Genomic DNA, 26,446 nt, shown 5'->3' on the forward strand with positions numbered 1-26,446 from the left:
TAAGCCGTGTAAAACCGCGAGTTTCGGCGCTTTTGGATCCAGTCAGGCTATACTCTGCTCCTGATTCGTTCTCCTGAGCAGAGCCACGCATGTCCGACGCAGATACACTTCCGCCCGCCGACGACCAGCGCATCGTCGATCTCAAGCAGGCGCTCGAAGAGCGGTATCTGAGCTATGCGCTGTCCACCATCACCCAGCGTGCCCTTCCGGACGCGCGCGACGGCCTGAAACCCGTGCATCGCCGTATCCTGCACGCCATGCGTCTCCTGCGTCTCGATCCGAACCAGGGCTACAAGAAAAGTGCCCGCATCGTCGGCGACGTCATCGGTAAGTTCCATCCCCATGGCGATCAGTCGATCTATGACGCGCTGGTGCGCCTGGCACAGGATTTTGCGCTCCGCTATCCGCTGGTCGACGGCCAGGGCAATTTCGGCAATATCGACGGCGATAGTCCGGCGGCCATGCGCTATACCGAAAGCCGCATGACCGATGTCGCGACACGTCTGCTCGAAGGCATCACCGAAAACGCCATCGACTTCAAGCCGACCTATGACGGCGAGGACGAAGAGCCGGTCGTGCTGCCGTCGAACTTCCCCAATCTGCTCGCCAACGGCTCCACCGGCATTGCCGTGGGCATGGCAACGTCGGTGCCGCCGCACAATCTGGTCGAGCTCTGCAATGCCGCCCTGAAGCTCATTCATCATCCCGAGGCGACCACTGAGGAACTGGTCCATCCCGATCCCTCGGCGCCGCCGAGCATGGACGATCTGGTGCGCGGTCCCGATTTCCCCACCGGCGGCCAATTGGTTGAAAGCCGCGCCTCCATCGTCAATTCCTACGAAACGGGACGCGGCGCCTTCCGCCTGCGCTCGATCTGGGAGAAGGAAGAAAAGGGCAGGGGTGTCTATCAGATCGTCGTGACGGAAATCCCCTACGGGGTACAGAAGTCGCGCCTCGTGGAAAAGATCGCCGAACTATTGCTGGCCAAGAAGCTGCCGCTGCTCAAGGACGTGCGCGACGAAAGCGCCGACGACATTCGCCTCGTGCTCGAGCCGCGCGCCGGCACGGTCGATGCCGTCATTCTTATGGAACAGCTCTTCAAGCTGACCGAGCTCGAAGTGCGTTTCAGCCTTAATCTCAACGTGCTGGACCATGGCACGGTGCCGCGAGTCATGAGCCTGGCGGATGCGCTGCGCGCCTGGCTCGATCACCGCAAGGTCGTTCTGGTCCGTCGGTCCCAGCACCGGCTCGAGCAAATTGCCAATCGCCTCGAAGTACTCGAAGGCTACATCATTGCCTACCTCAACCTCGATGAGGTGATCCGCATCATCCGCGAGGAAGACGACGCCAAGGCCAGCCTGATTGCCGCGTTCAACCTGACTGATAATCAGGCCGAAGCCATCCTCAACATGCGCCTGCGGTCCCTGCGTAAGCTTGAGGAAATCGAACTGCGCCAGGAACACAAGAGCCTGACGGAGGAAAAGGGCAGGCTCGAATCGCTGCTGGCCTCCGACAAGCGCCAATGGGGCGAGATCGCCAAGCAGGTGGAAGCGCTCAAAAAGGCCTATCCGCTGTTCGACGGCGATGGCACATCGCCTCATGCGCTGGGCGCGCGACGCACCATTTTTGGCGCTGCGCCGTCCGCCGACGCCGCTGAAATCACGGAGGCCTTCATCGAGCGCGAGCCGATCACGGTCATTCTGTCGGAAAAAGGCTGGATCCGCGCGCCTAAGGGTCACAATGCGACCATCGACGAAAAGGGCTTCAAGACTGGCGACCGGCTGAAGCTGTCGATGAATTGCGAGACCACCGACAAACTCTTGATGCTGACAACGGGTGGCAAGGTCTACACAATCGGGGCCGACAAGCTCCCCGGCGGTCGCGGCCAGGGCGAACCGGTGCGTATCATGGTCGATATCGAGGAAGGGCAGGACATCGTCGAGCTCTTCGTTTACCGGCCGGGCAAGAAGCGCATCATCGCGTCTTCAGCGGGCTACGGCTTCATCGTCGCCGAGGACGACCTCATCGCCAATACCCGCAAGGGCAAGCAAATCCTCAATGTCGGTGCGGCCGAGGAGGCTAAGCTGATCGTTCCCTGCGAAGGCGATAGGGTGGCGGTGATCGGCCAGAACCGCAAGCTTCTGGTGTTCCCCATGGCGCAGCTGGCGGTGATGGCGCGCGGCAAGGGCGTGCGCCTCCAGCGCTACAAAGACGGCGGCATTTCCGACATCAAGACTTTTTACGCAGCTGATGGACTGACCTGGACCGACTCGTCTGGGCGAACCTACAGCAAGCCGACCGAGGAACTGACCGACTGGCTCGGCGACCGTGCCACCGCCGGCCGCCAGCCGCCAACAGGTTTCCCCAAAAACAACAAGTTTGTAGGGTGAGCCCCGTCCGCTTGCGGAAGATCGCTCCAGTGGAGCGATCTTAGGGGCGAACGCCCAAAGAGCTACGCTCGCAGGGCCGGTTGTCCGCTTGCGGAAGATCGCTCCAGTGGAGCGATCTTAGGGGCGAACGCCCGAAGAGCTACGCTCGCAGGGCCGGTTGTCCGCTTGCGGAAGATCGCTCCAGTGGAGCGATCTTAGGGGCGAACGCCCGGAGAGCTACGCTCGCAGGGCCGGTGGTGCGCTTGCGGAAGATCGCTCCAGTGGAGCGATCTTAGGGGCGAACGCCCGAAGTGCTACGCTCGCAGGGCGGGTCGTCGCTTCAAAGAGAGACGTTTTAAGGTGGTAGAGCTAGGCAAGCGCATCCCATCGGCTATGAGTCAATCTCTGAAGCTTCGCGGCTAAACCCATCAGGAGACTCGTAGAAATGATCCGCCATTGCGTTTTCGTCCGCTTCCGTTCCGATGTGCCCGAGACGGAGCGCAGTGCCATTTATGCGGACCTGGCGGCGCTGCGGCAGGTCGTACCAGGCTTTCTCGCGATCAGCTACGGCGCCAACGTTTCCCCGGAAGGCCTCCACCAAGGCTTCAAGGACGGCTTTACCATCGATTTCGTGGATGACGCCGCACGGGATGCCTATCTCGTTCATCCCGACCACAAGTCTGCCGGCGGCAGACTTGTTGCAGCATTGGACGGTGGGCGCGATGGCCTGATCGTGTTCGATATAGTGGTTTAGGCTTTGGGCTCGTCGTCGAGCCGTTTCCAGCCTTGCGGACCGCATTGCACTTCCAGGGGGCGATAGTCGCCCTTATAGGCCATCTTGGGGGAGTCAGGCACCCAATAGCCCAGATAGACATAGCTCAGCCCCGCCGAGCGCACCTGGGCGATGTGGTCGAGAATGAGGAATGTGCCGAGGCTTCTTTGGGCCAAGTCCGGATCGTAGAACGAGTAGACCATCGACAGGCCATCAGGCATGACATCGGTCAGCGCCACAGCCACCAAAGGCTGGTCGGGCAGGTCCCGGAAGCGATATTCCACCAGTACCGATTGCACGGGCGTATCCTCGACCATGTACTCATAGTCCTGATAGCTCATCTGCGTCATGCCGCCGCCGTCATGGCGGGCCGCCAGGTAGCGCTTGAACAGCGCGTATTGTTCATGCGTGGCAACAGTCGGCTGTACCGAGACGGTCAGATCCAGGTTGTGGCGCATGACCCGTCGAAATCGCTTGGACGCTTCGAATTCGCGCGACACGATCCGCACGGACTGGCAGGCATTGCACCCCTCGCAGGCCGGCCGGTAAATTAGGTTCTGGCTGCGCCGGAAACCGTTGTCGCTCAGCAGATGATGCAACGCCGACGCCCGGCGACCCGAAAGGTGCGTGAACAATTTGCGCTCCATGCGGTCCGGCAGGTACGGACACGGCATGGCGGCGGTCAGGAAGAGCTGAGTGGTTTCAGGCGTCTGATCGGTCATCGATGACCTGGAATGAAGCGGCTGGAGGTCAATCTAGCGCTCCCGCCGCTGCGAAGCAACGCGTCACGCGCCCTCGTGATAGCCGCCCGCAGCGCGTGTTCTGTTCCAGTGACGCAACATGGGCGAGTGCCGCACCATCAGAGTTCCCATGATCAGATCATGGATCATTTGCCGGCGCGGCATGAAAAGCGCGAAGGCGAGCGTCACCGGCCAGGAAATCCAGAAGGTCAGCCAAAACAGGAGGGCGTGCAGGGCAGCCATCCAGCCGTCGAGTGGTTGCCCACGTGTCGGTGTCAGGACGATGTCCATGGCTTGCATGCCGATTGTGGCGCGTTTGGCGGAGCCGAGCGTCAGGGCGTAGTAGATCACGACGGAAGCGGGCACCACGAAGGCAAGAGACAGAAGGCTGAGACCAAACGTGAACAGGCCCAAAACGATCGCGCCGAGACTCAAGCCGATCGTGATGACGCCAATCAGCGCCAAGTCGATGAGATACGCGGTGACGCGACGGGTCAGCAGGCCTTCGAATAGTTCGGGGGCACTTGATGGATCGGGCAGGGCAGGGCGGGCGGCGAAGTCATGGCTCATGCCGCACAAATTGTCATGAAGCCCGCCCATTGCAAGGGCCCGGCCATCAGAAACGCGCGTATGCCTGTTCTCGGTGGAGAGGGCAGGCTAGAGTGGAGCCATATTCTTCATTTTCTTCGAGTCGCTGGACCGTCTCAGCGCCCTTCCGGAATTTTTCATGTCCCCGCCCGTTTCATCCGCGCCGCTGACGCATCAGCCCTTGCGCGGTCTTGTGCTCATTCTGGGCGCCACGCTGCTTTTCGCCTACAACGACACCACCAATAAGCTGCTTATTACCGACTATAACGTGCCCATGGTCACGGCCATCCGCTACATCACGCATTGCCTGCTGATGCTGGCAATCGTGGCGCCCCTGCATGGCCGCGAAATGGTGCGCACGCAACGGACCGGCCTTGTCGTCATTCGCGCCGGTAGCCTGGCGCTCGGGTCATTCCTGATGAGCCTTGCGCTCCAGCGCATGCCGGTCGCCGAGGCGACGGCAATCATCTATCTGTGCCCCGTGCTCGTCGTGCTGCTTTCCGGGCCCCTGCTGAAGGAAAAAGTGGGCCCCGCCGCCTGGGTGGCGGCCTTCGTCGGCTTTACCGGCGTCTTGCTGATCGCCCGTCCGGGTGGGGGGCTCGATCCGTTGGGCGTGGTCTTTGCTCTAGGCAATGTCTGCCTGGCTTTATCCTACAACCTTTTGTCCCGCGTGCTCGCCCGCACCGAGCGCACCATGGCCATGCTGTTCTATTCTGCCCTTGTGGGCGCCATCGGTTTCGGCATTTTCTTGCCGTGGACCCTGCATGGCGCTGCACCGACACCGGTGCAATTGGTGCTCTTTGCCGGCCTTGGCGTTTCCGCATGGCTCGGCCACTACCTCTTCACTCAGTCCTATCGATACGCGCCCGCGGCGCTGGTCGCGCCCATGACCTATATGCACCTGGTCTGGGCCGGCATTTTGGGCTTGCTGGTCTTCGGGCACATGCCCGACCCGATTGCGATGGTCGGAATGGTCTGTGTGGCCTGTGCCGGCATCATCAGTGCCGTTCGTCCACGTCGCGGCGAGCGTCCTGCACAACTCGCCGCCGAGGATGGTACCACCGAGCGCGCCGGCTAGGCGTCGAGTTTGCGTGCCATTTCCAGGGCGTAATAGGTCAGGATCCCATTGGCACCAGCGCGCTTGAAGGCCCAAAGGCTTTCGAGCACCGCCGCGTCACGGTTGATGGCGCCGGCTGCGCCTGCCAGTTCGATCATCGCGTATTCGCCGCTCACCTGGTAGGCATAGATCGGCACGTTGAACGCGTCCCGCGCGCGGCGCACGATGTCCAGATAGGGCAGGCCCGGCTTGATCATGATGCTGTCTGCGCCTTCGGCGATATCCTGCTCGATCTCGCGCAGGGCTTCGTCGCTATTGGCATAGTCCATTTGATAGGTGCGCTTGTCGCCCTTGAGGCGGCTGCCCGATCCCACGGCCTCGCGGAACGGACCATAGAAGCAGGACGCGTATTTGGCCGCATAGGACATGATCTGGACATTCTCGAATCCCTCGGCGTCCAGCGCCGCGCGGATCGCGGCCACACGTCCGTCCATCATGTCCGAGGGGGCGATGATGTCGGCGCCAGCCCCTGCCTGCACCAGCGCTGACCGCACCATGGCTGCCACGGTTTCATCATTGAGAATCGTGCCATCCCGCACCAATCCGTCCTGGCCGTTCGCCGAATATTCGTCCAGCGCCACGTCGGCTATGAGCCCGATTTCCGGCACTGCGCTCTTGATCGCGCTCAGGGCCCTGCACATCAGATTGTCCGGATTATAGGCCTCCGCGCCATCTTCGCTGCGCAGGTGGTCGGGGGTATTGGGGAAGATCGCCAGTGCCGGAATGCCGGCATCCCGGGCGTCCTGGGCAGCCTTGACCATCAGGTCGATCGAGAGCCGCTCTACGCCCGGCATGGTGCGGATCGTAGTGCGCTCGTTCTGCCCTTCGATCACGAAGAGCGGCCAGATGAGGTCGCGCGGCAGCAGCTGGGTCTCCCGCACCATTGCCCGGCTCCACTCATGTGCGCGCGTCCGTCGCAGGCGTTGGCCGTTGAGGAATGACATGTCGTGCTTGGGCCAGTTCTCGCTCATCGGGCTTCTCCTTGTCCTGTGCTGATTAACAGGCCAGTTCGCCTCGTCCAAGGCAAAGCTTGTCGCAGCCGGTCCGTCGTATTATCAAGCCACTATGCTGTTTCAGGCGCCCAGTCTTGCCCTCTATATCCGGATCATCGCGGTCTTGGCCTTGTTCCTGGGGCTGAGCGATGCGGCGCGGCTGCTTGGCGTGGGCAATGGCGCCGCCAGCCCGATGGCCATGATGGGCGTCGGCGGCTTTACCTATCTCGCGATCTTCTGCCTCGCCCGGCTGTTTGCCGCGGTTGGGCTCTGGATCAAGGCTTCGTGGGGTGCCGTCCTGATGCTCTCGGCAACCGTGGTCGAGATCGCGCTTTACCTAGCGGGCAATCCTGATATTCGCATGAGCACGGTGGGCTTTGGCCTGCGTCTCGTGCTCCTGGCCGCCATCCTGGTTATCCTTGGGCTCAGCCTGCGCTTCAGCCGCGCCCAGGCCGATTGAGCATCAGGCGGCATCGCATCTGAAAGCAGCGAATAACGCGTTTACACCCCGGAAAGGTTACAATTTTCTGACCCGGTGTAAGCCCCTGTTAAGCCAAATTCTCATTGCGTTCCAGTAAGATAGTTTTAAGCGTGTCCTTTAGGGCGATCTTAGTCCGCCGGCCGTAGTTTGGCCTCATGAGATGCGAAAAATCGCACACGACTTTTGACAGTGAGGCACAAATGGCAATGAAATCGAACGCGGCAGAGGCCCTTGCTCCAGAACGGACCGAAAGCCTGAAGCCCCTCTATCTCGAAGCAGTCTCTCGCGTGGAGCGGCTGCACCGTCGCCTTCTCGACCTGATCAAGGACGAGTTCGACCGTATGGGCTGGGACGATATCAACCCCGTTCAGGCGCTGCTCATGTTCAACATCGGCGATGCCGAGCTGACCGCCGGCGAACTGCGCTCGCGTGGCTATTATCTGGGCTCGAACGTCTCGTACAATCTCAAGAAGCTCGTCGAGACCGGCTACATCTTCCAGGAGCGCTCGCGCACCGACCGCCGCTCTGTACGCATCAAGCTGACACCCAAGGGTGAGGAAGTGGCGGAGGTGATCGACGAACTCTATGACCGTCACCTCAAGTCCATCGATAAGGTCGGCGGCCTGGGCGACGAAGAGTTTGACGGCCTGAACAAGGCCCTGGCGCGCCTCGAGCGGTTCTGGGTCGATCAGATCCTCTACAAGCTCTGATCGCAGCGCGCGACTGGCTTTCGGCAAGTGATGGCGTGTTGCCTCCATGCCACAATTGCTGCCAAGACGCCGGCCTTCGGGTCGGCGTTTCTTATTTGTGCCGCAAAAGGGGCGCAGCGGCATTACCTGTTGGAAACCATTTCCTGACAAAGGATGTGGGTAAGGCCGGAATAGTCACAACGCGTTGACCATGATTGTGAAGCTAGGCCCGGCGATGGTATCGCCCGCAGTGATGCGGTTGGTCTGATGGGTGACTGAATGCGGTTGAACAGACGCAATTTCCTGGGTTCTGTTGCTTTCCTTGGCGTATCTGCCGTTCTTCCGGCAGCCCGAGCGCAGGATGGCGGCTCCCTTTTCGACATGTTCTCGGGCACGGGCAGGGTGCTGCGCGAGACCGACAGGGACGGCAACACGGCAGCGGCGCAGGCGCTGATCGCCACCAACGAGCCGATCTTGTCCTACGACACGCTCCATAATCTGCAGCTGGCGATCGCTCAGTACGAGCCCTTCGTGGCAGCCGGCGGCTGGGAAGAGATTCCCCAGCAGGCCTACAAGTTGCAGCTTGGAGTCTCCTCTCCTGCCGTCGTGCAGGTCAAGCGCCGCCTGATTTCCTCCGGCGACATGCCGCTGGTCGAATATGCCAGCGATATTTTCGATGCCGATGCCGATCGTGGTGTCCGCTCGTTCCAGGCCCGCCACGGTCTCATCGTCAACGGTCAGATCGACGAGCCAACCTGGTACGCCATGAATGTGTCGGCGCAGACGCGCCTGCAGCAGCTCTATCTGAACTATACCCGCGTCCAGCAGATGGCTCCCCAACTGACGGACCGATACGTGGTGGTGAACATCCCGGCGGCCACCATTGAGGCTGTTGGCGGCAGTATGGTCGAGCAGCGTCATACTGCCGTTGTCGGCCGCGTCGACCGGGCCACGCCGATCCTGGCCAGCAAGATTCACCAGATAAACTTCAATCCCTATTGGCATGTGCCCAAGTCTCTCGTGCGCCGGGACCTTACCAAGTACATGCTCGAGAACCCCAATTACCTCGCAGAGCAGAATATCTTCATCTACGACGGCAGCGGTAACACCATCGATCCTTCGACGATCAACTGGGCCAATATCACCGATGCCCAGGTGAACTACATGTATCGGCAGGAGCCTGGTGCGGCCAATTCCATGGGCCATTGCAAGATCAACTTCTACAACAAGCATGACGTTTATCTGCACGATACCCCGTCCAAGGCTCTCTTTGGAGAGAACGCGCGCTTCCACTCTTCCGGCTGCGTGCGCGTCGAGGGCGTCAACGAGCTCGTGACGTGGTTGCTGCGTGACAATGGCGACTGGGATCGCGGTCGGGTCGACCAGACTTTCGATTCGCTGCAGCGGCTGGACGTGGCGCTCAATAGCCAGGTGCCGATCCACACCACCTATATCACCGCCTGGGCGAACAAGCAGGGCACGGTTAGCTTCCGCGACGACGTCTATGACTTCGACGAGCAGGGCAAGATCACTTTCGAGGGCTGATCGGTTGTCGTAATGGTTTTTCTGGGGGGCTCTCGTGTGGGACGAGGGCCCTTTTTCTTGGCTGGTCCTCGGCCGGACAGGTCGCTAGACTTGGCCAATCGGAGGCGTCATGGCAAACGGCACAGTCCTGTTCGAATTCGTCCAGCTTGGTCAGCAGATGCGTGTTGCCGCGATTGACGAAGCGACCGGCATAGAAGTGGTCGTCATCACACCGCTCAATGCCGCGCGCGGGCACATGGAGCGTCTTGCACTTGCCAAGCTCCGTCGCCGCCTAGAGCAGGAGCGGCCCAGCCCCCCATCAGTCGGGAAGTTTGCTTAGAATTTCAGCGCTCTAGGCCCAGAATGCATCATTTAGTAAGTGTTGTTTGATACGTAATCTACCCAAGCGTCATCTATAGGGTAGTCACCGTGCTTAAGTTTTCGACACGCGCGGAGCGCCGCGTACAGCGGGAGCAGACGGAGACGTTCGCCGCAATCTCCAAATCGCAGGCCATTATCGAGTTTGAGCCCGACGGCACAATTATTGATGCCAATGCCAATTTCCTTGGCCTGATGGGCTATACGCTCGAGGAAATAAAAGGCCGACATCACAGCATGTTCGTTGATCCAGATCAGGCATCGTCTCGGGCCTATCTGGATTTCTGGGCCTCTCTTCGGAGTGGCGAGTTCAAGAACGAAGAGTTTCATCGTCTGGCCAAGGGGGGCAAGGATGTCTGGATACAGGCATCCTACAATCCGGTGCTCGGCCAGGATGGCAAGGTGCGTCGGGTGGTGAAGCTGGCCAGCGATATCACGGCTCGAAAGCTCGAGAACGCCGACTGGAATGGCCAGCTTGCCGCGATCTCGAAGTCCCAGGCGGTCATTGAATTCGACCTCTCGGGAAACATCCTCAAGGCCAACGAGAACTTCTGTAGCACCATGGGCTACGGCCTCGATGAAATCCGGGGGCGCCACCACAGCATGTTTGTGGATCAAGCCTACGCGCAAAGCCGAGAATATCAGGAATTCTGGCGCAGCCTTGGGCGTGGCGAGTACCACGCACAGGAATTCCGCCGTTTTGCCAAAGGCGGCAGGGAAATCTGGATTCAAGCGACCTACAATCCGATTCTCGACCTCAATCAGCGTCCCTACAAGATCGTCAAATACGCAACCGACATCACGGCACGCAAGCAGGGCGTCGAATCAGTAGGTTCCGCTTTGACCACTTTGGCGCAAGGCGATCTCACCGTCAGGATTGATGACGCCCTTCATGGCGAGTTGGAGGCGGTCCGCTGCGCCTTCAATCAGGCTGCGCAGACCTTCAGTGGCATCGTCCGTCAAATCCGCGATTCCTCAACCGTGCTGAGGGAGGCGACGGGCGAGCTTCTGTCGGGGGCCAAGCAGCTCGATGAACGAAGCGCCCGGCAGAATGGCGCAATCCTGGAAACGAACACCGCCGTTGGGCAACTGGTCCGCACCATCAAGGAAAATGCCGAACGCAGCAAATCCGCCAGCGACAATTCTGATATCGTCTTCAAGGTGGCAGACGACACGGGCAAGGCCATGTCTGAAGCGAACCAGGCGATGGACCGGATTTCTCAATCCTCGGCCAAGATTTCTAATATTATCGGCATGATCGATGACATCGCGTTCCAGACCAATCTCTTGGCCCTGAACGCATCGGTCGAAGCGGCGCGCGCCGGTGAGGCCGGAAAAGGCTTCGCCGTTGTTGCCGTCGAGGTTCGTCGTTTGGCGCAATCAGCCGCGTCCGCGTCGGCCGATGTGAAAGCACTGGTCGAGCAATCTGCGGGCGAAGTCGCGGCCGGCTCAAAACTGGTGTCGGGCGCGGCGACCAAGCTTGGCTCAATGGTCGAGAACGTCAGGGAAAATCGAGCTCTGATTGCCGAAATCGCCCAAGCGACCCAGGAGCAGGCAACATCCGTGACCGAGATCGGCAATACGGTACGACAGCTCGACGATATGACACGTCAGAATGCGACCCTGGTCGCCGAAATCAATGCTGCATCGGCGCAGACCGAGGGTCAGGCGCGCGAACTCGACACCGTCATCGACGTCTTTGCTCTGCAAAGAGGGGACACGCAGCGCCGTCCCAATCCACCGGCACCAGCCAGGTCTGGGCCTGCCAAGACTTCCCAAATGTCGCGTAGGCCTGCTGTCGCTGTCGGGCAGGACTGGGACGAATTCTGACGTCCTGGTCGCCCTGATGGCTGTCGTGCCTGGGGTGCGGCAGCTTTTACACTTTCCCTCCGCTTCGTTCTGCGGCATAAACGAGCCGTTCGCGCGACTGGCGAGAAAAGATGGGCAACCATCGGGGAACGCGAACCTTGTAGAGCCGCTCGCCTGGGCATCCATCCGCTAAGCAGGGGAGCCCTATGCTGTCACCTTATTTTGCCCGGCCTTGGAATCGCGTGTTTGACCGTGATAAGAGCGCCGCCACGTCCGTTTGTTTCGCATCCTGCGAGGTCATATTCTCATGAACGCCGCATCCTCCTCGCTGTATCCGCAGTTTTTCTCCAGCACATTGGCCGAAGCCGATCCAGAGATCGCCGAAGCCATCAAGAACGAACTCGGCCGTCAGCAGCATGAAATCGAACTGATTGCGTCGGAAAACATCGTGTCGCGCGCTGTGCTCGAGGCACAGGGTTCGATCATGACCAACAAGTATGCCGAGGGCTATCCGGGCAAGCGCTATTACGGCGGCTGTCAGTATGTCGACGTTGCCGAGACCCTGGCCATCGAGCGCGCCAAGGAATTGTTCGGCGCTGCCTTTGCCAATGTTCAGCCAAATTCCGGCTCGCAGATGAACCAGGCGGTCTTCCTGGCTCTGCTCCAGCCTGGTGATACCTTCATGGGTCTCGATCTCAATTCGGGCGGTCATCTTACCCACGGCTCACCGGTGAACATGTCGGGCAAGTGGTTCAACGTCGTTTCTTATGGCGTGCGCAAGGACGACCATCTGCTCGACATGGACGAGGTCGAACGCCTGGCACACGAGCACAAGCCCAAGCTCATCCTGGCAGGCGGCACGGCTTATTCCCGCATCTGGGACTGGAAGCGGTTCCGCGAGATCGCCGATTCGATCGGTGCCTATCTTATGGTGGACATGGCCCACATCGCCGGTCTGGTCGCGGGCGGTGCCCATCCCTCGCCGGTGCCCCACGCCCATGTCGTCACCACCACCACCCACAAGTCCTTGCGCGGACCGCGTGGTGGCATGATCCTCACCAATGACGAGGATATCGCCAAGAAGGTCAATTCGGCTGTTTTCCCTGGACTTCAGGGCGGGCCCCTGATGCATGTCATCGCCGCCAAGGCCGTGGCGTTCAAGGAAGCGCTGCAGCCTGAGTTCAAGACCTATGCCAAGCAGGTCGTCGACAATGCGCGCGCCCTTTCGGACACGCTCAAGGGCCATGGCCTGGACGTCGTCTCCGGCGGTACTGACAACCACCTCATGCTGGTTGATCTGCGCCCCAAGAACGCCACCGGCAAGCGTGCCGAAGCCGGTTTGGGCCGTGCCTATATCACCTGCAACAAGAACGGCATTCCGTTCGATCCCGAAAAGCCTTTTGTGACCTCCGGCATTCGCCTGGGCACGCCGGCTGGCACGACACGCGGATTTGGAATTGCCGAGTTCCAGGAAATCGGTAGCCTGATCGTTGAAGTGCTCGATGGTCTGCGCGAAGCCAATTCCGACGAGGGCAACGCCCAGGTGGAAGCTGCGGTGCGCGAAAAGGTGAAGGCGCTGACCGCGCGTTTTCCCATTTACAGCTGAATGTGAAGGTGAAGGGTAACAATGCGCTGCCCATATTGCGGCAATGACGATACCCAGGTGAAGGATAGCCGCCCGACGGAAGACTCGGGCGCTATCCGACGCCGCCGTGTGTGCAATGCATGCGGCGGGCGCTTCACCACGTTCGAACGCGTGCAATTGCGCGATCTCACCGTGGTCAAGAAAACGGGCCGAAAGGTGCCCTTCGACCGGGAAAAACTAGCTCGCTCGATCAACACGGCGCTGCGAAAACGTTCGGTTGATCCGGAGCGCGTTGAGCGCATGATTTCCGGAATCGTTCGGCAGCTGGAAAGCCTGGGGGATGTCGAAATTACTTCCGACCAGATTGGCGAATATGTCATGGAGGGCCTCAAGAACCTCGACGACGTCGCGTTCGTCAGATTTGCCAGCGTTTACAAGAACTTCTCCGCCGCTGACGATTTCCGCTCTTTTTTACAGGAGCTGGCGCAGGACAAGCCTGGGCGAGGCGAAGCGCAGGAATAAGCTGCGGGCAAGCCGAAATCATTCCTTCATCGTGCCGCGAGGTGGCACTGCCTCTTGATGCCGAATTGGGCTAATCTGGCCGTATCGGCTGGACCGGATGAGGTAGCAACATGGATTCCTATGGCGTACGTTTTCCGGTGCCGGAGGGCTCCGGGCGGGGTCAGCACTTCCTGGTCGTCGAGGGGCGCGCTTACCCTGAGATAGCCGATGAAATGAAGCGCGGCGCCCTGGCTGCGCTCGAGGTAGCCGGCGCTAGTCACGAGGTTATCGCCGTTCCCAGTGCCATGGAGGTGCCGGTGGCACTCGCGATGGCCATTGAAACCGGACGATTTGACGGCTATGTCGCCTTGGGCTGCGTTATTCGCGGGCAAACCAACCACTATGCTGCGGTGGCCGGAGAAAGTGTTCGTGCTCTGGCCGAGCTTGCCGTCGTCGATGCACTCCCTTTGGGCATCGGCATCCTCACTGTGGAAACCGAAGCACAAGCCTGGATCAGGGCTAACGTGAAAGATCAGGATCGGGGAGGGGATGCCGCTCGGGCCGCCCTTGTCCTCTCCGGCATAAAAGCGAAACTGAATGGCTGAATATCCCAAACGCGACGTCATCAATCCTCGGACTGCCAACCAGCGGGGGGCAGCGCGACTGGCTGCTGTCCAAGCGCTCTATCAGATGGATGTAGGTCGCGCCTCGCTTGAAGATACCTTGGCGCAATTCGGTAGCTTTCACCTCGGCCGCGAGATCGAGGGCGAACAATATCTGCCGGCCGATGCTGACTTTTTTCGGCAGATCGTCAGCGGCGTTGCCAAGCATCAGCTGCAGATCGACCCATCGGTTGACAAAGCGCTTGCCGAAGGCTGGCCTATCGAGCGCGTAGACGCAACGTTGCGTGCAATTCTGCGCGCCGCGGCCTTTGAGCTTCTGCGGCGCAAGGACATTCCGGCCAAGGTGGTCATTTCCGAATATGTTGATGTCGCCAGAGCCTTCTACGAAGACGATGCTTCTGGTTTGGTCAATGCCGCGCTTGACGCGATTGCCCGATCCTCGGGCTCCGAGTTGGTCTGAGCGACAGCATCGAGCCCTCAGAAATAAGAAAAGCCCCGGTTTGCGTCCGGGGCTTTCGTTTTGAATGCGGAATTTGTCAGAACGATTCGAGGATCGACTCGATAAACGTCTTGTCCTGCCCAAAGGATGGGGTGCGGCGGGTTTCGACGTTGATGGCGCGACCGTCCTGTAGCGAATAGACCGCGCGCTCGGTCACCTTCTTGTTACGGTCGAAATAGACTGCCAGAACCGTGCGTTCCTGCACCATGGTCAGCCCGAACGAGGTCTGATTGACCTTGGTTTCAATGTAGTACCAGGCAGATTGGTCGCCGAAGGTGTTGGTCGACTGCGGCGAACCGAGTACCGTCTGCACAAGTTGCTGGCTCTGGCCCGGCCGGATTTGCTGCAAGGCGGAATCCGGAATTTCATAGCCCTGTGTGCGCTTGGTAACGAGCGAAGTACTGCTGGTGCAGCCGGCGAGTGCGACCGCAAGCACGGCAGCGGCGACAGAAGCTTTGGCAAGACGCAGGGGCATGAATTTGACTTTCCCGATGGCTCTCGACTATAGGCGTGACAACAAGGCGCGTGCCCATTGGCCGCTGGAATGTGTAGCTGTCAACCGGCTGATCTGGCAAGCTGGCATGAGACCGGTGACCATTTTCGACCGTGTTTGACCGATACCGACGCTGAGCGCAATCCCATGATATTGTCTTTGTTTCGCAAGAACTCTGCCACAGAGCCGGTTTATGCCGTGTATAATTCCATTGTGGCGCAATCCCGGCAGCCGGTTTTCTACGCACAGTGGATGGTTCCCGACACCGTCACCGGCCGTTTTGACATGATCAGCCTTAATATGGCGCTGCTGTTTCGCCGACTGCGCCATGGCACGCCCGAAGCAAAAGCTTTCAGTCAGGCGGTGTTCGACCTCTTCTTCAAGGACATGGATCGGTCCTTGCGGGAGATGGGAGCGGGGGATCTTGGCGTGCCCAAGAAAATTCAGAAGATGGGCAATATCTTCTTCGGCCTGCTGGCAGCCCTTAATGAGGCGATGGATCGAAACGACCCTGAAGCACTCGCTGGCGTCATCGCGCGCAACGTTTTCGATGGCGAGGATGGCCCCCATGTGCGAGCGCTGGCCGCCTATGTCACCGCGCAGGACGCCGCCCTGGCGGCCCAGTCTGCGGACCAGATTATTCGTGGAAATATGAGTTTCGAGGCTGTCGCGTGAGCCATTCTCCAGGACCGATTTTCGATGCAATCGTCCGTATCGACAAATTGCCCACGGGCGGGCGATCCGTGGTCGTAGAAGCAAACGATGTAGAACGCGCTGCCATCGCCGCTGCCATGAATATCCTGTCCGTCGAGAGTTTCGTGTCACGTCTTGCGGTTACGCCCTTTCGCGGCGGATTGCGTGCGCTTGGCAGCCTTGATGCCGTGGTTAGTCAGGCTTCAGTGGTGTCCTTCGAGCCAGTGTCGGAAGCCATTTCCGAGCCGATCGATCGGGTGTTTCTGCCTGCGCCGCGCGATGGGAATAGTCCTGCGCCGGGATCGGAGACATTCATCGATCTGGAGGACGAGGATTTTCCGGACCATATTGACGGGGCGGAAGTCGATCTCAGCGCCTTGATGCTCGAGACGCTGGCACTGGCGCTTGACCCTTATCCCAAGCGTGAGGGCGAGACGCTCGAAACCATCGACGCCAAGCTCGATGCACCTGCCGAAGGGCCTTTCGCAAAGCTGGCGGCCCTCAACAAGACGCGCGACAGTGACGATTGATGTGCCAGGGCTTGCACCGACTCGTTGATGTTATATGTTTGCTGGCTCGCCCATAGGGGCCGTAAAACGGGCTGAAATGACCGATCACATAACAATTTCCGTGGACGCCATGGGGGGCGATCATGCACCCCGTGCTGTGATCCATGGGGCCCATCTGGCCCTCAGGGAGCGCAAGAATACGCGCTTTATCTTTCATGGTATCAAGGATCAGATCGATCCGCTCCTCGAAGAATTCCCGGCGCTCAAGCCGGTTTCCCAGGTTCGCCATTGCGAAACGGTGATCGCGATGGACGAAAAGCCCAGCCAGGCCCTACGCAAGGGTAAAGGCACGTCCTCCATGTGGATGACGATAGAGGCAGTAAAGAACAAGGAGGCCGATGTCGCCATATCTGGTGGCAATACCGGCGCTCTGATGGCCATGTCGACCTTTTGTCTGCGGCCCATGGACGGCATTTCAAGGCCCGGTATTGCCGCCATCTGGCCAACACTGCGCTCTGACATAATCGTACTCGACATGGGCGCCACTATTGGGGCCGACGCCCAGCAACTCGTTGACTACGCTATCCTGGGGTCGGCTCTTGCGCGGGCCTTGTTCGATTCCGAATCTCCCACCGTCGGGCTGCTCAATGTGGGTACCGAAGAGGTTAAGGGCCTGGAATCGATTAAGGAGGCCGGCAAAGTCCTCACGGAGGCTAGCGGCGCGGGGTTCACCTATCACGGCTTCGTCGAGGGCGACGATATCGGTAAGGGCACGGTTGACGTTGTGGTCACGGAAGGCTTCGTCGGCAATATCGCTCTCAAGACAGCCGAGGGGACAGCGCGTCAGGTCGGATCGTATCTGCGCAGCGCGCTGAAAGCCAACCTGATGAGCAAGATCGGCGCGCTGTTCGCCTCATCCGCGCTCAATGCACTCCGACGTAAAATGGACCCGCGGACGGTCAATGGCGGCGTCTTCATGGGCCTGAATGGCATCGTGATCAAGTCTCATGGCGGTACCGACGAGGTGGGCTACAAGAGCGCGCTGGGACTTGCCTATGAAATGGCGCGCAGCCGCCTGATCGATAAGGTTGGCGACACAATGCAGCGTTTTCCTGTTCACAGCGCGGCCTCCGAGCTGCCTAGCGAGACCGAGGCCAATTCGGCGTGACCAAAATTCGATCCGTAGTTCGAGGTGTCGGCAGCTACCTGCCCGCACGAACAGTGACAAACGATGAACTGGCCAAGACCGTCGAGACGTCCGACGAGTGGATTCAGCAACGCGTCGGTATCAAGCAGAGACATATTGCGGCCGAAGGGGAGTTCACCTCCGATCTGGCAGCCGCTGCAGCACGATCGGCGCTGGCCGATGCCGGCCTCTCGATCGAGGATATAGACCTTATCGTCGTCGCGACCACGACGCCTGACTATACTTTTCCTTCCGCTGCGACCCTGGTGCAGATGAAGCTTGGCATGCATCACGGCTTCGCCTTCGACATCCAGGCAGTGTGCTCGGGTTTCGTCTATGCCGTCACCACGGCCGATAGCTACATCAAGAATGGTCTGGCCCGGCGTGTCCTGGTAATTGGAGCAGAGACGTTCTCCCGGCTGCTAGACTGGTCAGATCGTACGACCTGCGTGCTCTTCGGTGATGGCGCTGGCGCCATTGTCATGGAGCGAATGGATATCGGGGACGATGAACCCGATAGGGGCGTTCTCTCGTCCGCCCTGCGTTCGGACGGAAGACATTGGGACAAGCTCTATGTTGACGGCGGGCCGTCCACGACCGGCACGACCGGACACGTCCATATGCAGGGGCCTGAAGTCTTCAGGCACGCGGTCGGCAAGATCACGGATGTTGTGTATCAAAGCCTCGAATTGGCCGACTATGGTGTCGACGACCTCGACTGGTTCGTTCCCCACCAAGCCAACAAGCGCATTATCGAAGGTGCAGGGGCCAAGCTGGGACTGCCACCCGAGAAGGTGGTTATGACGGTCGATATGCATGCCAACACATCGGCTGCCTCGGTGCCTCTGGCCCTCAGTGTTGCCGTCAGGGACGGGCGTATCAAGCAGGGCGATCTGGTCATGCTCGAAGCCATGGGTGGTGGCTTCACCTGGGGCGCTTCGCTCATTCGCTGGTAAGCGTCCGGCGCGCATTGACCTTAGGCGTTTCAAGGCGTTAGTCTCTGGAACGGTGGAGGAAAACGATACCGCAGTGCACTTCTGTGCGCGTCGCGGCGTCGGGCGGGAAGAGCGGTTCCCCGCGCGGATGCAGTCCTGCAGGGGCGGCAGCTGTGCAGCCCAATCAACAAGGGGGTGCGAATGACGCAGAAAACGGTAACGCGGGCAGATCTCGCCGAAGCGGTTTATGGTTCGGTTGGCCTGTCCCGTACGGAATCGGCCGAGTTGGTCGAGCGGGTGCTCGAGCTGGTGGCGGACGCGCTTGTGACGGGGGCCAACGTAAAGTTATCTTCGTTCGGATCATTCCAGGTGCGGTCCAAGAATGAGCGTATCGGCCGCAATCCCAAGACCGGGGAGGAAGTGCCGATCCTTCCCCGACAGGTTCTTGTGTTCAAACCGTCCAATGTGTTGAAGTCCAAGATTAACAAGTCTATGGTCTCCGCTGGAAAGTAAGGCTTTCTAGCGAGGGAGAGTCGCGGTTTGGACAAGTCGCCAGACGCGTTCCGCACCATATCCGAGGCCGCTGAGGAGCTTGATCTTCCCCAGCACGTGCTGCGATTCTGGGAAACCCGCTTCGCCACTATCAAGCCTTTGAAGCGCGGCGGCGGCCGCCGGTATTATCGTCCCGAAGACGTGCTGTTGCTCCGCGGTATTCGTCACCTCCTTTACGATCAGGGTTTCACGATCAAGGGCGTGCAGCGCATCCTCAAGGACCAAGGGCCGCGCTACGTCATCGCCGTGGGCGAGGGCAAAGGGCTCGATGAGATCTTGCCCATGATCGAAGAAGCCGAGGCCGCCAGCGACGAGGCGGAATTGGAGGAAGCTGTCATGCTCGCCAGCCCGGCGCTGGACAAGGAGTCCCGCGACAAACTCTCCGAGGTTTTGCGTGAGCTGCTTGAGTGCAAGCGGCTTCTTGAGCGGGCGCGAGAGCACTGATTGTGGCCAAGCTCGGCGTGTTGCTGGAATTATTGTTCCAAAACTGCCTGAGATGATCTATTTATTCCGCCAGCAGGTCGGCCGTCGCGCGCCGGCAATTTCTTGTGGAGTTTTTCGCAAATGACAGTCCGTTTCGGCCTTCTTGGTGCCGGTCGTATCGGCAAGGTTCACGCCAAGGCGGTGACCTCCAATTCCAAGGCCCGACTTGTTGCAGTTGCTGATGCCGTGGAACCGGCGGCAGTCGACCTGGCCAGGCAATATGGCGCCGATGTGCGCACTATCGACGCCATCGAAGCTGCCGCCGACATCGACGCCGTGATCATCTGCACTCCTACGGATACACATGCGAATCTGATCGAGCGTTTCGCACGCGCCGGCAAGGCGATTTTCTGCGAGAAGCCGATTGATCTGAACGTCGAGCGGGTCAAGCAGTGCCTCAAGGTGGTCGATGCCGAAGGGGCAACCCTCATGGTCGGCTTCAACCGCCGCTTCGACCCGCATTTCCAGGCGGTTAAGGCCGCTGTCGTCGATGGGCAGATTGGTGACGTTGAAATGGTCACTATCGTTTCTCGTGATCCCGGGGCGCCACCGGCCGACTACGTCAAGCGTTCGGGCGGAATTTTCCGCGACATGACTATCCATGATTTCGATATGGCTCGGTACTTGCTGGGGGAAGAGATCGACACCGTTTCCGCCCAGGCCTCAGTGTTGGTCGACAAGGCCATTGGTGAGGCAGGTGACTTTGACAGCGCCTCCGTCATTCTGTTCACCGCCTCTGGCAAGCATGCCACCATCTCCAATTCCCGCCGCGCCACCTATGGTTATGATCAGCGCATCGAGGTCCATGGTGCAAAGGGTGCCGTCTCTGCGGAGAACCAGCGTCCCGTCTCGATTGAGATTGCCAATGGCAATGGCTATACCCGCCCGCCGTTGCATGACTTCTTCATGACCCGTTACACGGAGGCGTATGCTCGCGAGATCAGCGCCTTCATCGATTGTGTGGAATCGAAATCTCCGGCCCAACCCAGCGGCGCTGACGGTCTCATCGCCCTAGCGCTGGCGGATGCGGCTCTAAAGTCCGTGGCAGAGGGCAGGGCAGTTAAGGTCAGTGAAATCACGGGGCCGCTCGCCGACCGTTCGGTGTTCCAAGGCCGGTAAAGGTGGGGCGCCGTGAGGCGCCCCTTTCATTTCAGCATCCACTCGTGCTCGGGCGCATTGTGGAATTTCCACACGCGTTTAGGGCCAGCCATCACATTGAGATAGTAGAGGTCGTAGCCCGCCGTAGTCGCCACAGGATGATATCCGCGCGGCACCAGGGTGACATCGCCGTCCTCCACGGCCATAGCCTCATCAAGGCTGCGGTCATCGGTATAGACACGCTGGAATGCGAAGCCCTGAGGCGGATTCAGACGATGATAATAGGTCTCTTCGAGCTGGCTTTCGTGCGGAAGATTGTCATGGTCGTGCTTGTGCGGTGGGTAAGATGAGGTATTGCCCTCTGGGGTGATGACCTCGACCACGAGCAACGCATTCGCTGAGCCGTCGTCCTCTGGCATGATGTTGTGGACATGCCGCACATTTGAGCCCTTGCCGCGGCTGATTCGCGGATGGGTGCCTGGCGCAATCGCCTTAGCCTGATAGTCTCCCCCACCAGGAGCAGAACATATGGCCAGTTCAAGGTCCGTGGTCGCGTCGACCGCCCAGGTGCGACCCGCCGGGACGTAGAGGGCCCAGGGTGCGCCCTCGAACGGGCTCATGCGCTCGCCCAGTTCGCCGAAATCCTCGCCATCAACAGCGAACCGGCCCTTCCCTGAAACCAGGACGAGACAGACCTCCCGCTCGCCTGTCTTCTCACCATAAGCCTCACCGACGCTGAGAGCGTGGAGGCCGAAACCAACATGCGTCCATCCCGCCGAAGCGGGCGTGACATCATGGATCCTGCCGGTCCTGTTCGTCGGCTGGACGAGGAGGGGGGACTTGCTCATTCTGGGGCTCCTCCTTGGGGAACTTGTAAAAGAAATTCCAGGCCACATAAGCGAGAGCCAGCCCAACAAGGACTGCCCAGAACTGGTCACCGGTGTAAATCAGTTCCCAGGCCAGCCAGGCGGCCAGAAAAATGGCGACAGCGACCCGTCGCCAAAGCGGACGAAACCAGTTTACGTCATTTTCCTTGAGCGCCATCCCAAAAGCTCCCGCTTGATTCAGTTCGCTAGGGCTTTAGCACAAGCACCTCAAAAGATTCAGTCTTTCGGAAACCCCTTGGTCTCAACGCTATATCCCGCCGCCGTCATGACCCGCATGAGTTCGGCGTGGCCGACTTGGGCCATTTTGAGCGGAGGGTTTGCGACCGGGTCCTGTTCGGCCTCCACAACGAACCATCCCTCGTAGCCGTGATCGGCAAAACGCTGCACGATGGCGGCAAAATCCAATGAACCATCGCCGGGGACTGTGAAGGCTCCAAGGGCCACCGCATCGAGAAAGCTCTGTTTGTTGCGATCGAGACCATCGACCACCGAACGCCGGATATCCTTGACGTGAACATGGTTGATGCGCGCATGGTGTCTGTCGATGGCCCGGAGCACGTCACCACCGGCAAAGGCCAGGTGGCCGGCATCGAGCAGCAGGGGAATGCCTTCGCCAGAAGCGGCCATGAAGGCGTCGAGCTCAGGCTCGGTCTCCACCACTGCGGCCATGTGGTGATGGTACGACAAGGGCATGCCCTGTTCGGCACACCATTCTCCGAATTGGGTCACCTTGCGGGCATAGGCCTTCATCTCGTCTTCGGACAGCTTGGGCTTTCGCGACAAAGGCACGTCGCGCTTGCCCTGTATCGATTGACCCACTTCGCCATAGACGATGCAAGGTGCGTCGACGGCTTTGAAGAGCTCGATCATCGGCGCGATGCGGTCCTTGTTGGCAGACAGGTCCTCATCGACCAGCGTGCCCGAGAACCATCCACCGCAGAGCGTGACGTCGGCCGCCTTGAGGATGGGCAGCATAGTAGCCGGGTCGTCGGGAAAGCGTCGACCCTTTTCCATGCCGGTAAAGCCCGCCGAGCGCGACTGACGCAGGCATTCTTCCAGCGAAACGTCATCGCTCAGTTCCACCAGATCGTCGTTCCACCATGCGATGGGCGACATTCCAAGTTTGGCCTTCATAACATTCTCCTGCGCAGACGCGCGATATTTCAGCCGGCCCGCTGCGCCTTGAGCGCTTTCACATAGGCCTCGCGCGCTGCATTGACGCTGGGGCGGTCGCTGACTTCAGGCACGGCGACATCCCACCAATGGCCACCTGCCTCGGTGGTGATCAGCGGATCGGTATCGATGACGAAGACATGGACGCCCGGTGCGCCCTGGCTTGCTGCTAAGGCCGTCTCCAGCTCGGCTACGGACGCCACCTTCTTTGCCTTTGCGCCCATGGATGCGGCATGGGCCGCGAAATCCACGTTTGGCAGTTCCATATGATAGGTGTCGCGGAAAAGGTTGTTGAAATTGGCGCCGCCAGTGGCCATTTGCAGCCGGTTTATGCACCCGAAGCCGGCATTGTCGAGAACCACGATAGTCAGTCGTATACCCATCATCACTGCTGAGACGATCTCTGAATTCATCATCAGGTACGAGCCGTCGCCGACCATGACGACTACATCTTCGGCGGGCTTGGCAATCGCGACCCCTAAGCCGCCCGCAATTTCGTAACCCATGGTCGAAAAGCCATAGTCGAGGTGGTAGGAACCGGGACCATCTGCGCGCCAGAGCTTGTGCAATTCGCCGGGCAGCCCACCAGATGCGCAAACCAGGGTGGCTTTGGTCCGGCCACGCTGAACAGCGCCAATGACCTGCGCGTCGGACGGCAGCTCGACATTGGACGCGGCGCGCGCCGCGTCAGCGTCGACAAGCCATTCTTGCTTCAGGTCCAGAGCCTTGCGTGTCCACGCGGAATCTACCTGCCAACCCATAAGCGCAGCGTCGAGTGCCTCGATGCCGACCCGAGCATCGGCCACCAAAGGCAAGCCATTATGCTTGTGCGCGTCGAATGGCTGGATATTGAGGCCGACGATCTTGAGGTCTGGGTTCTTGAAGAGCGCCCAGGAGCCGGTGGTGAAATCCTGTAGGCGCGAGCCGACGGCCAGCACGAGATCGGCCTCCTCGGCAAGCGCATTGGAGGCCGAAGTTCCAGTGACACCGACCGAGCCCATATTGAGGTCATGGCCATGCGGCAGTGAGGATTTTCCAGCCTGGGTTTCCATGACCGGAATGCCATGCTCCTCGGCAAAGGCCGCAAGACTTTCAGATGCCTGGGAATAGAGAACGCCGCCACCGGCGATGATTACCGGATTCTTGCTGAGCTTGAGCGCTGCCGCAGCCGTGGCGAACTCATCGGCATCGGGCATGAGACGACGCGGCACCCACACTTTCTCCGTAAACAGGCTCTCGGGATATTCATAGGCTTCCGCCTGAACATCTTGACACAGGCTGAGCGTCACCGGGCCGCACTCGGCCGGGTCGGTCAGCACCTGCATGGCACGGCGCAAAGCGGGGATGATCTGCTCAGGGCGGGTTATGCGGTCGAAATACCGGCTGACTGGCTTGAAGCAGTCGTTCACCGTGACCGTGCCGTCACCGAAATCTTCACCCTGCTGCAGGACCGGGTCGGGCAGGCGGTTAGCGAACACGTCACCGGGAAGCAGCAGCACCGGGATGCGGTTCACATAGGCAAGTCCGGCTGCGGTCACCATGTTGAGGGCACCCGGGCCGATAGATGTGGTGGCGGCCATGAAGCGACGGCGGAAATTGGCCTTGGCATAGGAGATGGCGGCGTGAGCCATGCTCTGCTCGTTTTGCCCGCGATATGTCGGCAACTGGTCTTTGACGCCGTGAAGCGCCTCGCCGATCCCGGCGACATTGCCATGTCCGAAAATGGCCCAGACGCCTCCGAAAATCGGCACGATTTCCCCGTCGACGACAGTCTTCTGTGCCGTCATGAAGCGCGCGACGGCCTGTGCCATGGTTAGACGAATAGTATGCTGGCTCATTGCCGCTCCCAAATATCGACAAGCGCGCCGAACCGTTTTGCCATGTCGGCCACGGCTTCGTCATCGCTCATTTTTCCATCCAGCCACGCCCGCGCAGCCTCGGCAAAAATGGTCCTGCCCACGGCAAAGCCCTTTACTGTCCGGGCAGACTTGGCAGCCTTGAAGCCGGCTTCGAGTTCGTCCTGCGGTGAATCCAGGCCCAGGAGCACCACCCCACGACACAGCGGGTCGCGTGCCTCGATGACGGCGTCGGTTTCACTCCAGGCTGCCAGATTGGGCTGTGGTTCGAGCTTCCACCAGTCCGGCCTGATGCCGGCATCGTAAATCTCGGTGAGCGCCCGCGCCACACTATCGTTCAGCAGCGGACCGTTTTTTCCAGCAATGATCTCGATGAGAATTTCGCGACCGATCTTGCGAGCCGCATCGAATGCGGCTCGCAGCTTCTCGATCTGCTGCTGGCGTAGGTCGTCCGGATCATCTGGGTGAAAAAAGCAGAGAACCTTGATGCAATGGTCCACCGGCCACTCGACCAGGCGCGAACCGAGGTCCTGCGTGAACTCAAACTGCAGGGGCCTCGAGCCAGGCAGCTCGATAGGCTTGGCAACCCAGAAATTTTTGAACACACCTGCGGCATACAAGGCATCGCGGCCGTATTTGTCGTCGATCAGCATGCCGAAGCCCTCGCGACCATTGGCGATCTGCGCTGCGGCTTTGACAGCAAGGACCTTGAACTCGGGAACGCGGGCAAGCTTTCCGGCGTCGCCATCGGCCATGTCTTCCAGCTGCACGCGATGATCGATCGCCAGTGCCATCAGCTTCGGGATATCGCGCCGACGCGTGGTGGCCCAGTGCATGTGATTGATGTCGGCATCCTTGCGCAAAGCCCGCTCGGCGCTGCCGTGCTCGAGAAAGTATTGCAGTTCCATCCAGGTTGGAATTTCCGGCGCGCAGAGCAGACGACTGACGGCGAAGGCTCCACAGGCATTTGCCCAGGTAGCGCTGGTCGCATGCGGTTCGCCACGCAACCAGCCACGCAGGAAACCGCTCATGAAGGCGTCACCCGCACCGAGCACATTATAGACCTCGATTGGAAAGCCCTTGCCGACAATTCCGGCCTCGAGATCATCGGGGATATCGCTGTCATAGACGATGCAACCCATGGGTCCGCGCTTCAGGACGATCACGGCGGGGGACAGGGATCGGATCGTCCTGAGCGCAGAGTGGAGATCCGCAGCACCCGAGGCGATCAGTACCTCCTCTTCGGTGCCCACGATCAGATCGCATTCCGGAAGGACGGTCTTGAGATGTGCCGAAACGGCATCGGAAGCGATGTAGCGGCTATCACCAGCGTCGTGGCCGGCGAGCCCCCACAAATTGGGCCGATAATCGATATCAAATACGATCTTGCCGCCATGCGCACGGGCAATCCGCATTGCCTTGCGTTGGGCTTTGTCGGTGTGCGGCTTGGCGAAGTGGGTGCCGGTGACGAGCACGGCTTTGGCGGAACGGATGAAATCCTCGTCGATATCGTCTTCGTCCAGCGCTGAATCCGCGCAATTATCGCGGTAGAAGATGAGCGGGAATGACTTGTCATTTTCGACCGAGAGCAGGACGAGGGCGGTCAGCCGCTCGGGATCGGTGACGATACCTTTGGTTTCTACCCCCTCACGGTTCAGCTGCTCGCGGACGAAGCGGCCCATTTGCTCGTTGCCCACGCGGGTCACCAGCGCTGATTTCAGGCCGAGGCGGGAGGTGCCGACCGCAATATTCGTAGGACACCCGCCAACGGACTTGGCGAAGCTTCCCACGTCTTCAAGGCGGGTGCCGATTTGCTGCCCGTAAAGGTCCACCGAGGCGCGGCCGATGGTGATGACATCCAGCGTTTTGGCGACGATATCGTTTGCGCTGGGCGGCACGGCCATCTCCTTGAGC

General features: G+C 60.0%; 28 protein-coding genes and 1 riboswitch. Of the genes, 19 read left to right on the forward strand and 9 right to left on the reverse strand.

The annotated features are described in order from the left end of the window. Positions 1–89: 89 nt before the first annotated feature. Together parC and VE26_RS04340 are read left to right on the forward strand one after the other, a co-directional pair. A complete protein-coding gene (gene parC / locus VE26_RS04335; RefSeq protein WP_046103912.1) occupies positions 90–2,390 on the forward strand; it encodes a DNA topoisomerase IV subunit A in 2,301 nt (766 codons plus the stop codon). Between the two features lie 424 nt (positions 2,391–2,814). After that, positions 2,815–3,123 carry a Dabb family protein gene (locus VE26_RS04340; RefSeq protein ID WP_046103913.1) on the forward strand — a complete coding sequence of 103 codons (309 nt, stop codon included), beginning with the start codon at positions 2,815–2,817 and terminating at the stop codon, positions 3,121–3,123. On the opposite strand, the gene VE26_RS04345 is transcribed toward VE26_RS04340, so the two are convergent. Continuing rightward, a complete protein-coding gene (locus tag VE26_RS04345; RefSeq protein ID WP_046103914.1) occupies positions 3,120–3,863 on the reverse strand; it encodes an arginyltransferase in 744 nt (247 codons plus the stop codon). The two genes, VE26_RS04340 and VE26_RS04345, sit on opposite strands and share 4 nt — an antisense overlap. Before the next feature lie 63 nt (positions 3,864–3,926). Beyond that, entirely contained in the window at positions 3,927–4,451 is a 525-nt protein-coding gene (locus tag VE26_RS04350; RefSeq protein WP_046105004.1) for an RDD family protein, read from the reverse strand. Between the two features lie 157 nt (positions 4,452–4,608). On the opposite strand from VE26_RS04350, the gene VE26_RS04355 reads away from it, so the two are divergent. Continuing rightward, positions 4,609–5,547, forward strand: a complete 939-nt coding sequence (locus tag VE26_RS04355; protein WP_046103915.1) for a DMT family transporter — start codon at positions 4,609–4,611, stop codon at positions 5,545–5,547. On the opposite strand, the gene hemB is transcribed toward VE26_RS04355, so the two are convergent. Continuing rightward, entirely contained in the window at positions 5,544–6,557 is a 1,014-nt protein-coding gene (gene hemB / locus VE26_RS04360; RefSeq protein WP_084619950.1) for a porphobilinogen synthase, read from the reverse strand. The two genes, VE26_RS04355 and hemB, sit on opposite strands and share 4 nt — an antisense overlap. A 94-nt stretch (positions 6,558–6,651) precedes the next feature. On the opposite strand from hemB, the gene VE26_RS04365 reads away from it, so the two are divergent. The 9 genes from VE26_RS04365 to nusB all read left to right on the forward strand — a co-directional run bounded on the left by VE26_RS04365 (position 6,652) and on the right by nusB (position 14,628). Beyond that, entirely contained in the window at positions 6,652–7,038 is a 387-nt protein-coding gene (locus tag VE26_RS04365; RefSeq protein WP_046103916.1) for a DUF6163 family protein, read from the forward strand. 221 nt (positions 7,039–7,259) lie between these two features. Further along, the gene (gene ldtR / locus VE26_RS04370; RefSeq protein WP_046103917.1) at positions 7,260–7,769 is read left to right on the forward strand and encodes a transcriptional regulator LdtR; all 510 of its coding nucleotides are present in this window, start codon (positions 7,260–7,262) and stop codon (positions 7,767–7,769) included. A 258-nt stretch (positions 7,770–8,027) separates the two neighbouring features. After that, on the forward strand, positions 8,028–9,293 hold the full coding sequence (locus tag VE26_RS04375) for a L,D-transpeptidase family protein (protein WP_046103918.1): 1,266 nt from the start codon (positions 8,028–8,030) through the stop codon (positions 9,291–9,293). A 109-nt stretch (positions 9,294–9,402) separates the two neighbouring features. Continuing rightward, positions 9,403–9,612, forward strand: a complete 210-nt coding sequence (locus tag VE26_RS04380; RefSeq protein WP_046103919.1) for a DUF6898 family protein — start codon at positions 9,403–9,405, stop codon at positions 9,610–9,612. An 89-nt stretch (positions 9,613–9,701) separates the two neighbouring features. Then, a complete protein-coding gene (locus tag VE26_RS04385) occupies positions 9,702–11,480 on the forward strand; it encodes a methyl-accepting chemotaxis protein (RefSeq protein WP_152658706.1) in 1,779 nt (592 codons plus the stop codon). A gap of 83 nt (positions 11,481–11,563) precedes the next feature. Next, positions 11,564–11,646: riboswitch (ZMP/ZTP riboswitch) on the forward strand. Positions 11,647–11,766: 120 nt separating this feature from the next. Further along, on the forward strand, positions 11,767–13,065 hold the full coding sequence (gene glyA / locus VE26_RS04390; RefSeq protein ID WP_046103921.1) for a serine hydroxymethyltransferase: 1,299 nt from the start codon (positions 11,767–11,769) through the stop codon (positions 13,063–13,065). Between the two features lie 21 nt (positions 13,066–13,086). Then, on the forward strand, positions 13,087–13,566 hold the full coding sequence (gene nrdR / locus VE26_RS04395; RefSeq protein ID WP_046103922.1) for a transcriptional regulator NrdR: 480 nt from the start codon (positions 13,087–13,089) through the stop codon (positions 13,564–13,566). 110 nt (positions 13,567–13,676) lie between these two features. Next, on the forward strand, positions 13,677–14,150 hold the full coding sequence (gene ribH, locus VE26_RS04400) for a 6,7-dimethyl-8-ribityllumazine synthase (RefSeq protein ID WP_046103923.1): 474 nt from the start codon (positions 13,677–13,679) through the stop codon (positions 14,148–14,150). Next, the gene (gene nusB / locus VE26_RS04405; protein WP_046103924.1) at positions 14,143–14,628 is read left to right on the forward strand and encodes a transcription antitermination factor NusB; all 486 of its coding nucleotides are present in this window, start codon (positions 14,143–14,145) and stop codon (positions 14,626–14,628) included. Before ribH ends, nusB begins: the two co-directional genes overlap by 8 nt. Positions 14,629–14,704: 76 nt before the next feature. Here nusB and VE26_RS04410 read toward each other — a convergent pair whose 3' ends face one another. Beyond that, positions 14,705–15,142, reverse strand: coding sequence for an outer membrane protein assembly factor BamE (locus VE26_RS04410; RefSeq protein WP_046103925.1), 438 nt, complete (start codon positions 15,140–15,142; stop codon positions 14,705–14,707). Positions 15,143–15,277: 135 nt separating this feature from the next. Here VE26_RS04410 and VE26_RS04415 point away from each other — a divergent pair, with 135 nt between their 5' ends. The 7 genes from VE26_RS04415 (at position 15,278) to iolG (ending at position 20,637) form a co-directional block, all read left to right on the forward strand. Next, positions 15,278–15,835 (forward strand): ubiquinol-cytochrome C chaperone family protein, encoded by a 558-nt coding sequence (locus tag VE26_RS04415; RefSeq protein ID WP_160297794.1) that lies wholly within the window; start codon positions 15,278–15,280, stop codon positions 15,833–15,835. Then, complete coding sequence (locus VE26_RS04420) at positions 15,832–16,383, forward strand: YceD family protein (RefSeq protein WP_046103926.1); 552 nt, start codon at positions 15,832–15,834, stop codon at positions 16,381–16,383. Before VE26_RS04415 ends, VE26_RS04420 begins: the two co-directional genes overlap by 4 nt. A gap of 76 nt (positions 16,384–16,459) precedes the next feature. Then, positions 16,460–17,530, forward strand: a complete 1,071-nt coding sequence (plsX, locus tag VE26_RS04425) for a phosphate acyltransferase PlsX (protein ID WP_084619952.1) — start codon at positions 16,460–16,462, stop codon at positions 17,528–17,530. Between the two features lie 5 nt (positions 17,531–17,535). Further along, complete coding sequence (locus tag VE26_RS04430) at positions 17,536–18,504, forward strand: beta-ketoacyl-ACP synthase III (RefSeq protein WP_244465667.1); 969 nt, start codon at positions 17,536–17,538, stop codon at positions 18,502–18,504. Between the two features lie 180 nt (positions 18,505–18,684). Further along, positions 18,685–18,996, forward strand: a complete 312-nt coding sequence (locus tag VE26_RS04435) for an integration host factor subunit alpha (RefSeq protein WP_046103929.1) — start codon at positions 18,685–18,687, stop codon at positions 18,994–18,996. 27 nt (positions 18,997–19,023) lie between these two features. After that, the gene (locus VE26_RS04440) at positions 19,024–19,479 is read left to right on the forward strand and encodes a MerR family transcriptional regulator (protein ID WP_046103930.1); all 456 of its coding nucleotides are present in this window, start codon (positions 19,024–19,026) and stop codon (positions 19,477–19,479) included. Positions 19,480–19,599: 120 nt separating this feature from the next. Beyond that, positions 19,600–20,637: an inositol 2-dehydrogenase gene (gene iolG / locus VE26_RS04445; protein WP_046103931.1), complete on the forward strand. Its 1,038-nt coding sequence runs from the start codon at positions 19,600–19,602 to the stop codon at positions 20,635–20,637. Positions 20,638–20,663: 26 nt separating this feature from the next. Here iolG and iolB read toward each other — a convergent pair whose 3' ends face one another. From iolB to VE26_RS04470, 5 genes are read right to left on the reverse strand one after another with little or no spacing between them, the layout of a single operon-like run. Beyond that, on the reverse strand, positions 20,664–21,464 hold the full coding sequence (gene iolB / locus VE26_RS04450) for a 5-deoxy-glucuronate isomerase (protein WP_046103932.1): 801 nt from the start codon (positions 21,462–21,464) through the stop codon (positions 20,664–20,666). Beyond that, on the reverse strand, positions 21,409–21,660 hold the full coding sequence (locus VE26_RS17995; protein WP_046103933.1) for a sulfite exporter TauE/SafE family protein: 252 nt from the start codon (positions 21,658–21,660) through the stop codon (positions 21,409–21,411). Before VE26_RS17995 ends, iolB begins: the two co-directional genes overlap by 56 nt. Positions 21,661–21,719: 59 nt before the next feature. Next, positions 21,720–22,637, reverse strand: coding sequence for a myo-inosose-2 dehydratase (gene iolE, locus VE26_RS04460; RefSeq protein ID WP_046103934.1), 918 nt, complete (start codon positions 22,635–22,637; stop codon positions 21,720–21,722). Between the two features lie 29 nt (positions 22,638–22,666). Next, the gene (gene iolD / locus VE26_RS04465) at positions 22,667–24,514 is read right to left on the reverse strand and encodes a 3D-(3,5/4)-trihydroxycyclohexane-1,2-dione acylhydrolase (decyclizing) (RefSeq protein WP_046103935.1); all 1,848 of its coding nucleotides are present in this window, start codon (positions 24,512–24,514) and stop codon (positions 22,667–22,669) included. Next, the gene (locus VE26_RS04470; RefSeq protein ID WP_244465623.1) at positions 24,511–26,430 is read right to left on the reverse strand and encodes a bifunctional 5-dehydro-2-deoxygluconokinase/5-dehydro-2-deoxyphosphogluconate aldolase; all 1,920 of its coding nucleotides are present in this window, start codon (positions 26,428–26,430) and stop codon (positions 24,511–24,513) included. The genes iolD and VE26_RS04470 overlap by 4 nt, the downstream gene beginning before the upstream one ends. Between the last annotated feature and the right edge of the window lie 16 nt (positions 26,431–26,446).

The organism is Devosia chinhatensis, from assembly GCF_000969445.1.
Taxonomy (GTDB): Bacteria; Pseudomonadota; Alphaproteobacteria; order Rhizobiales; family Devosiaceae; genus Devosia; species Devosia chinhatensis.

Excerpts from the sequence above, each read along its gene's own strand:
- VE26_RS04365 (WP_046103916.1), top strand. The coding sequence starts at position 6,652 with ATGCTGTTTCAGGCGCCCAGTCTTGCCCTCTATATCCGGATCATCGCG.
- VE26_RS04380 (WP_046103919.1), top strand. The coding sequence starts at position 9,403 with ATGGCAAACGGCACAGTCCTGTTCGAATTCGTCCAGCTTGGTCAGCAG.
- VE26_RS04345 (WP_046103914.1), bottom strand. The coding sequence starts at position 3,863 with ATGACCGATCAGACGCCTGAAACCACTCAGCTCTTCCTGACCGCCGCC.
- glyA (WP_046103921.1), top strand. The coding sequence starts at position 11,767 with ATGAACGCCGCATCCTCCTCGCTGTATCCGCAGTTTTTCTCCAGCACA.
- VE26_RS17995 (WP_046103933.1), bottom strand. The coding sequence starts at position 21,660 with ATGGCGCTCAAGGAAAATGACGTAAACTGGTTTCGTCCGCTTTGGCGA.
- VE26_RS04410 (WP_046103925.1), bottom strand. The coding sequence starts at position 15,142 with ATGCCCCTGCGTCTTGCCAAAGCTTCTGTCGCCGCTGCCGTGCTTGCG.
- nusB (WP_046103924.1), top strand. The coding sequence starts at position 14,143 with ATGGCTGAATATCCCAAACGCGACGTCATCAATCCTCGGACTGCCAAC.
- VE26_RS04340 (WP_046103913.1), top strand. The coding sequence starts at position 2,815 with ATGATCCGCCATTGCGTTTTCGTCCGCTTCCGTTCCGATGTGCCCGAG.
- hemB (WP_084619950.1), bottom strand. The coding sequence starts at position 6,557 with ATGAGCGAGAACTGGCCCAAGCACGACATGTCATTCCTCAACGGCCAA.
- VE26_RS04350 (WP_046105004.1), bottom strand. The coding sequence starts at position 4,451 with ATGAGCCATGACTTCGCCGCCCGCCCTGCCCTGCCCGATCCATCAAGT.
- iolD (WP_046103935.1), bottom strand. The coding sequence starts at position 24,514 with ATGAGCCAGCATACTATTCGTCTAACCATGGCACAGGCCGTCGCGCGC.
- nrdR (WP_046103922.1), top strand. The coding sequence starts at position 13,087 with ATGCGCTGCCCATATTGCGGCAATGACGATACCCAGGTGAAGGATAGC.
- VE26_RS04435 (WP_046103929.1), top strand. The coding sequence starts at position 18,685 with ATGACGCAGAAAACGGTAACGCGGGCAGATCTCGCCGAAGCGGTTTAT.
- ldtR (WP_046103917.1), top strand. The coding sequence starts at position 7,260 with ATGGCAATGAAATCGAACGCGGCAGAGGCCCTTGCTCCAGAACGGACC.
- iolG (WP_046103931.1), top strand. The coding sequence starts at position 19,600 with ATGACAGTCCGTTTCGGCCTTCTTGGTGCCGGTCGTATCGGCAAGGTT.
- iolE (WP_046103934.1), bottom strand. The coding sequence starts at position 22,637 with ATGAAGGCCAAACTTGGAATGTCGCCCATCGCATGGTGGAACGACGAT.
- VE26_RS04375 (WP_046103918.1), top strand. The coding sequence starts at position 8,028 with ATGCGGTTGAACAGACGCAATTTCCTGGGTTCTGTTGCTTTCCTTGGC.
- ribH (WP_046103923.1), top strand. The coding sequence starts at position 13,677 with ATGGATTCCTATGGCGTACGTTTTCCGGTGCCGGAGGGCTCCGGGCGG.
- plsX (WP_084619952.1), top strand. The coding sequence starts at position 16,460 with ATGACCGATCACATAACAATTTCCGTGGACGCCATGGGGGGCGATCAT.
- iolB (WP_046103932.1), bottom strand. The coding sequence starts at position 21,464 with ATGAGCAAGTCCCCCCTCCTCGTCCAGCCGACGAACAGGACCGGCAGG.
- parC (WP_046103912.1), top strand. The coding sequence starts at position 90 with ATGTCCGACGCAGATACACTTCCGCCCGCCGACGACCAGCGCATCGTC.
- VE26_RS04355 (WP_046103915.1), top strand. The coding sequence starts at position 4,609 with ATGTCCCCGCCCGTTTCATCCGCGCCGCTGACGCATCAGCCCTTGCGC.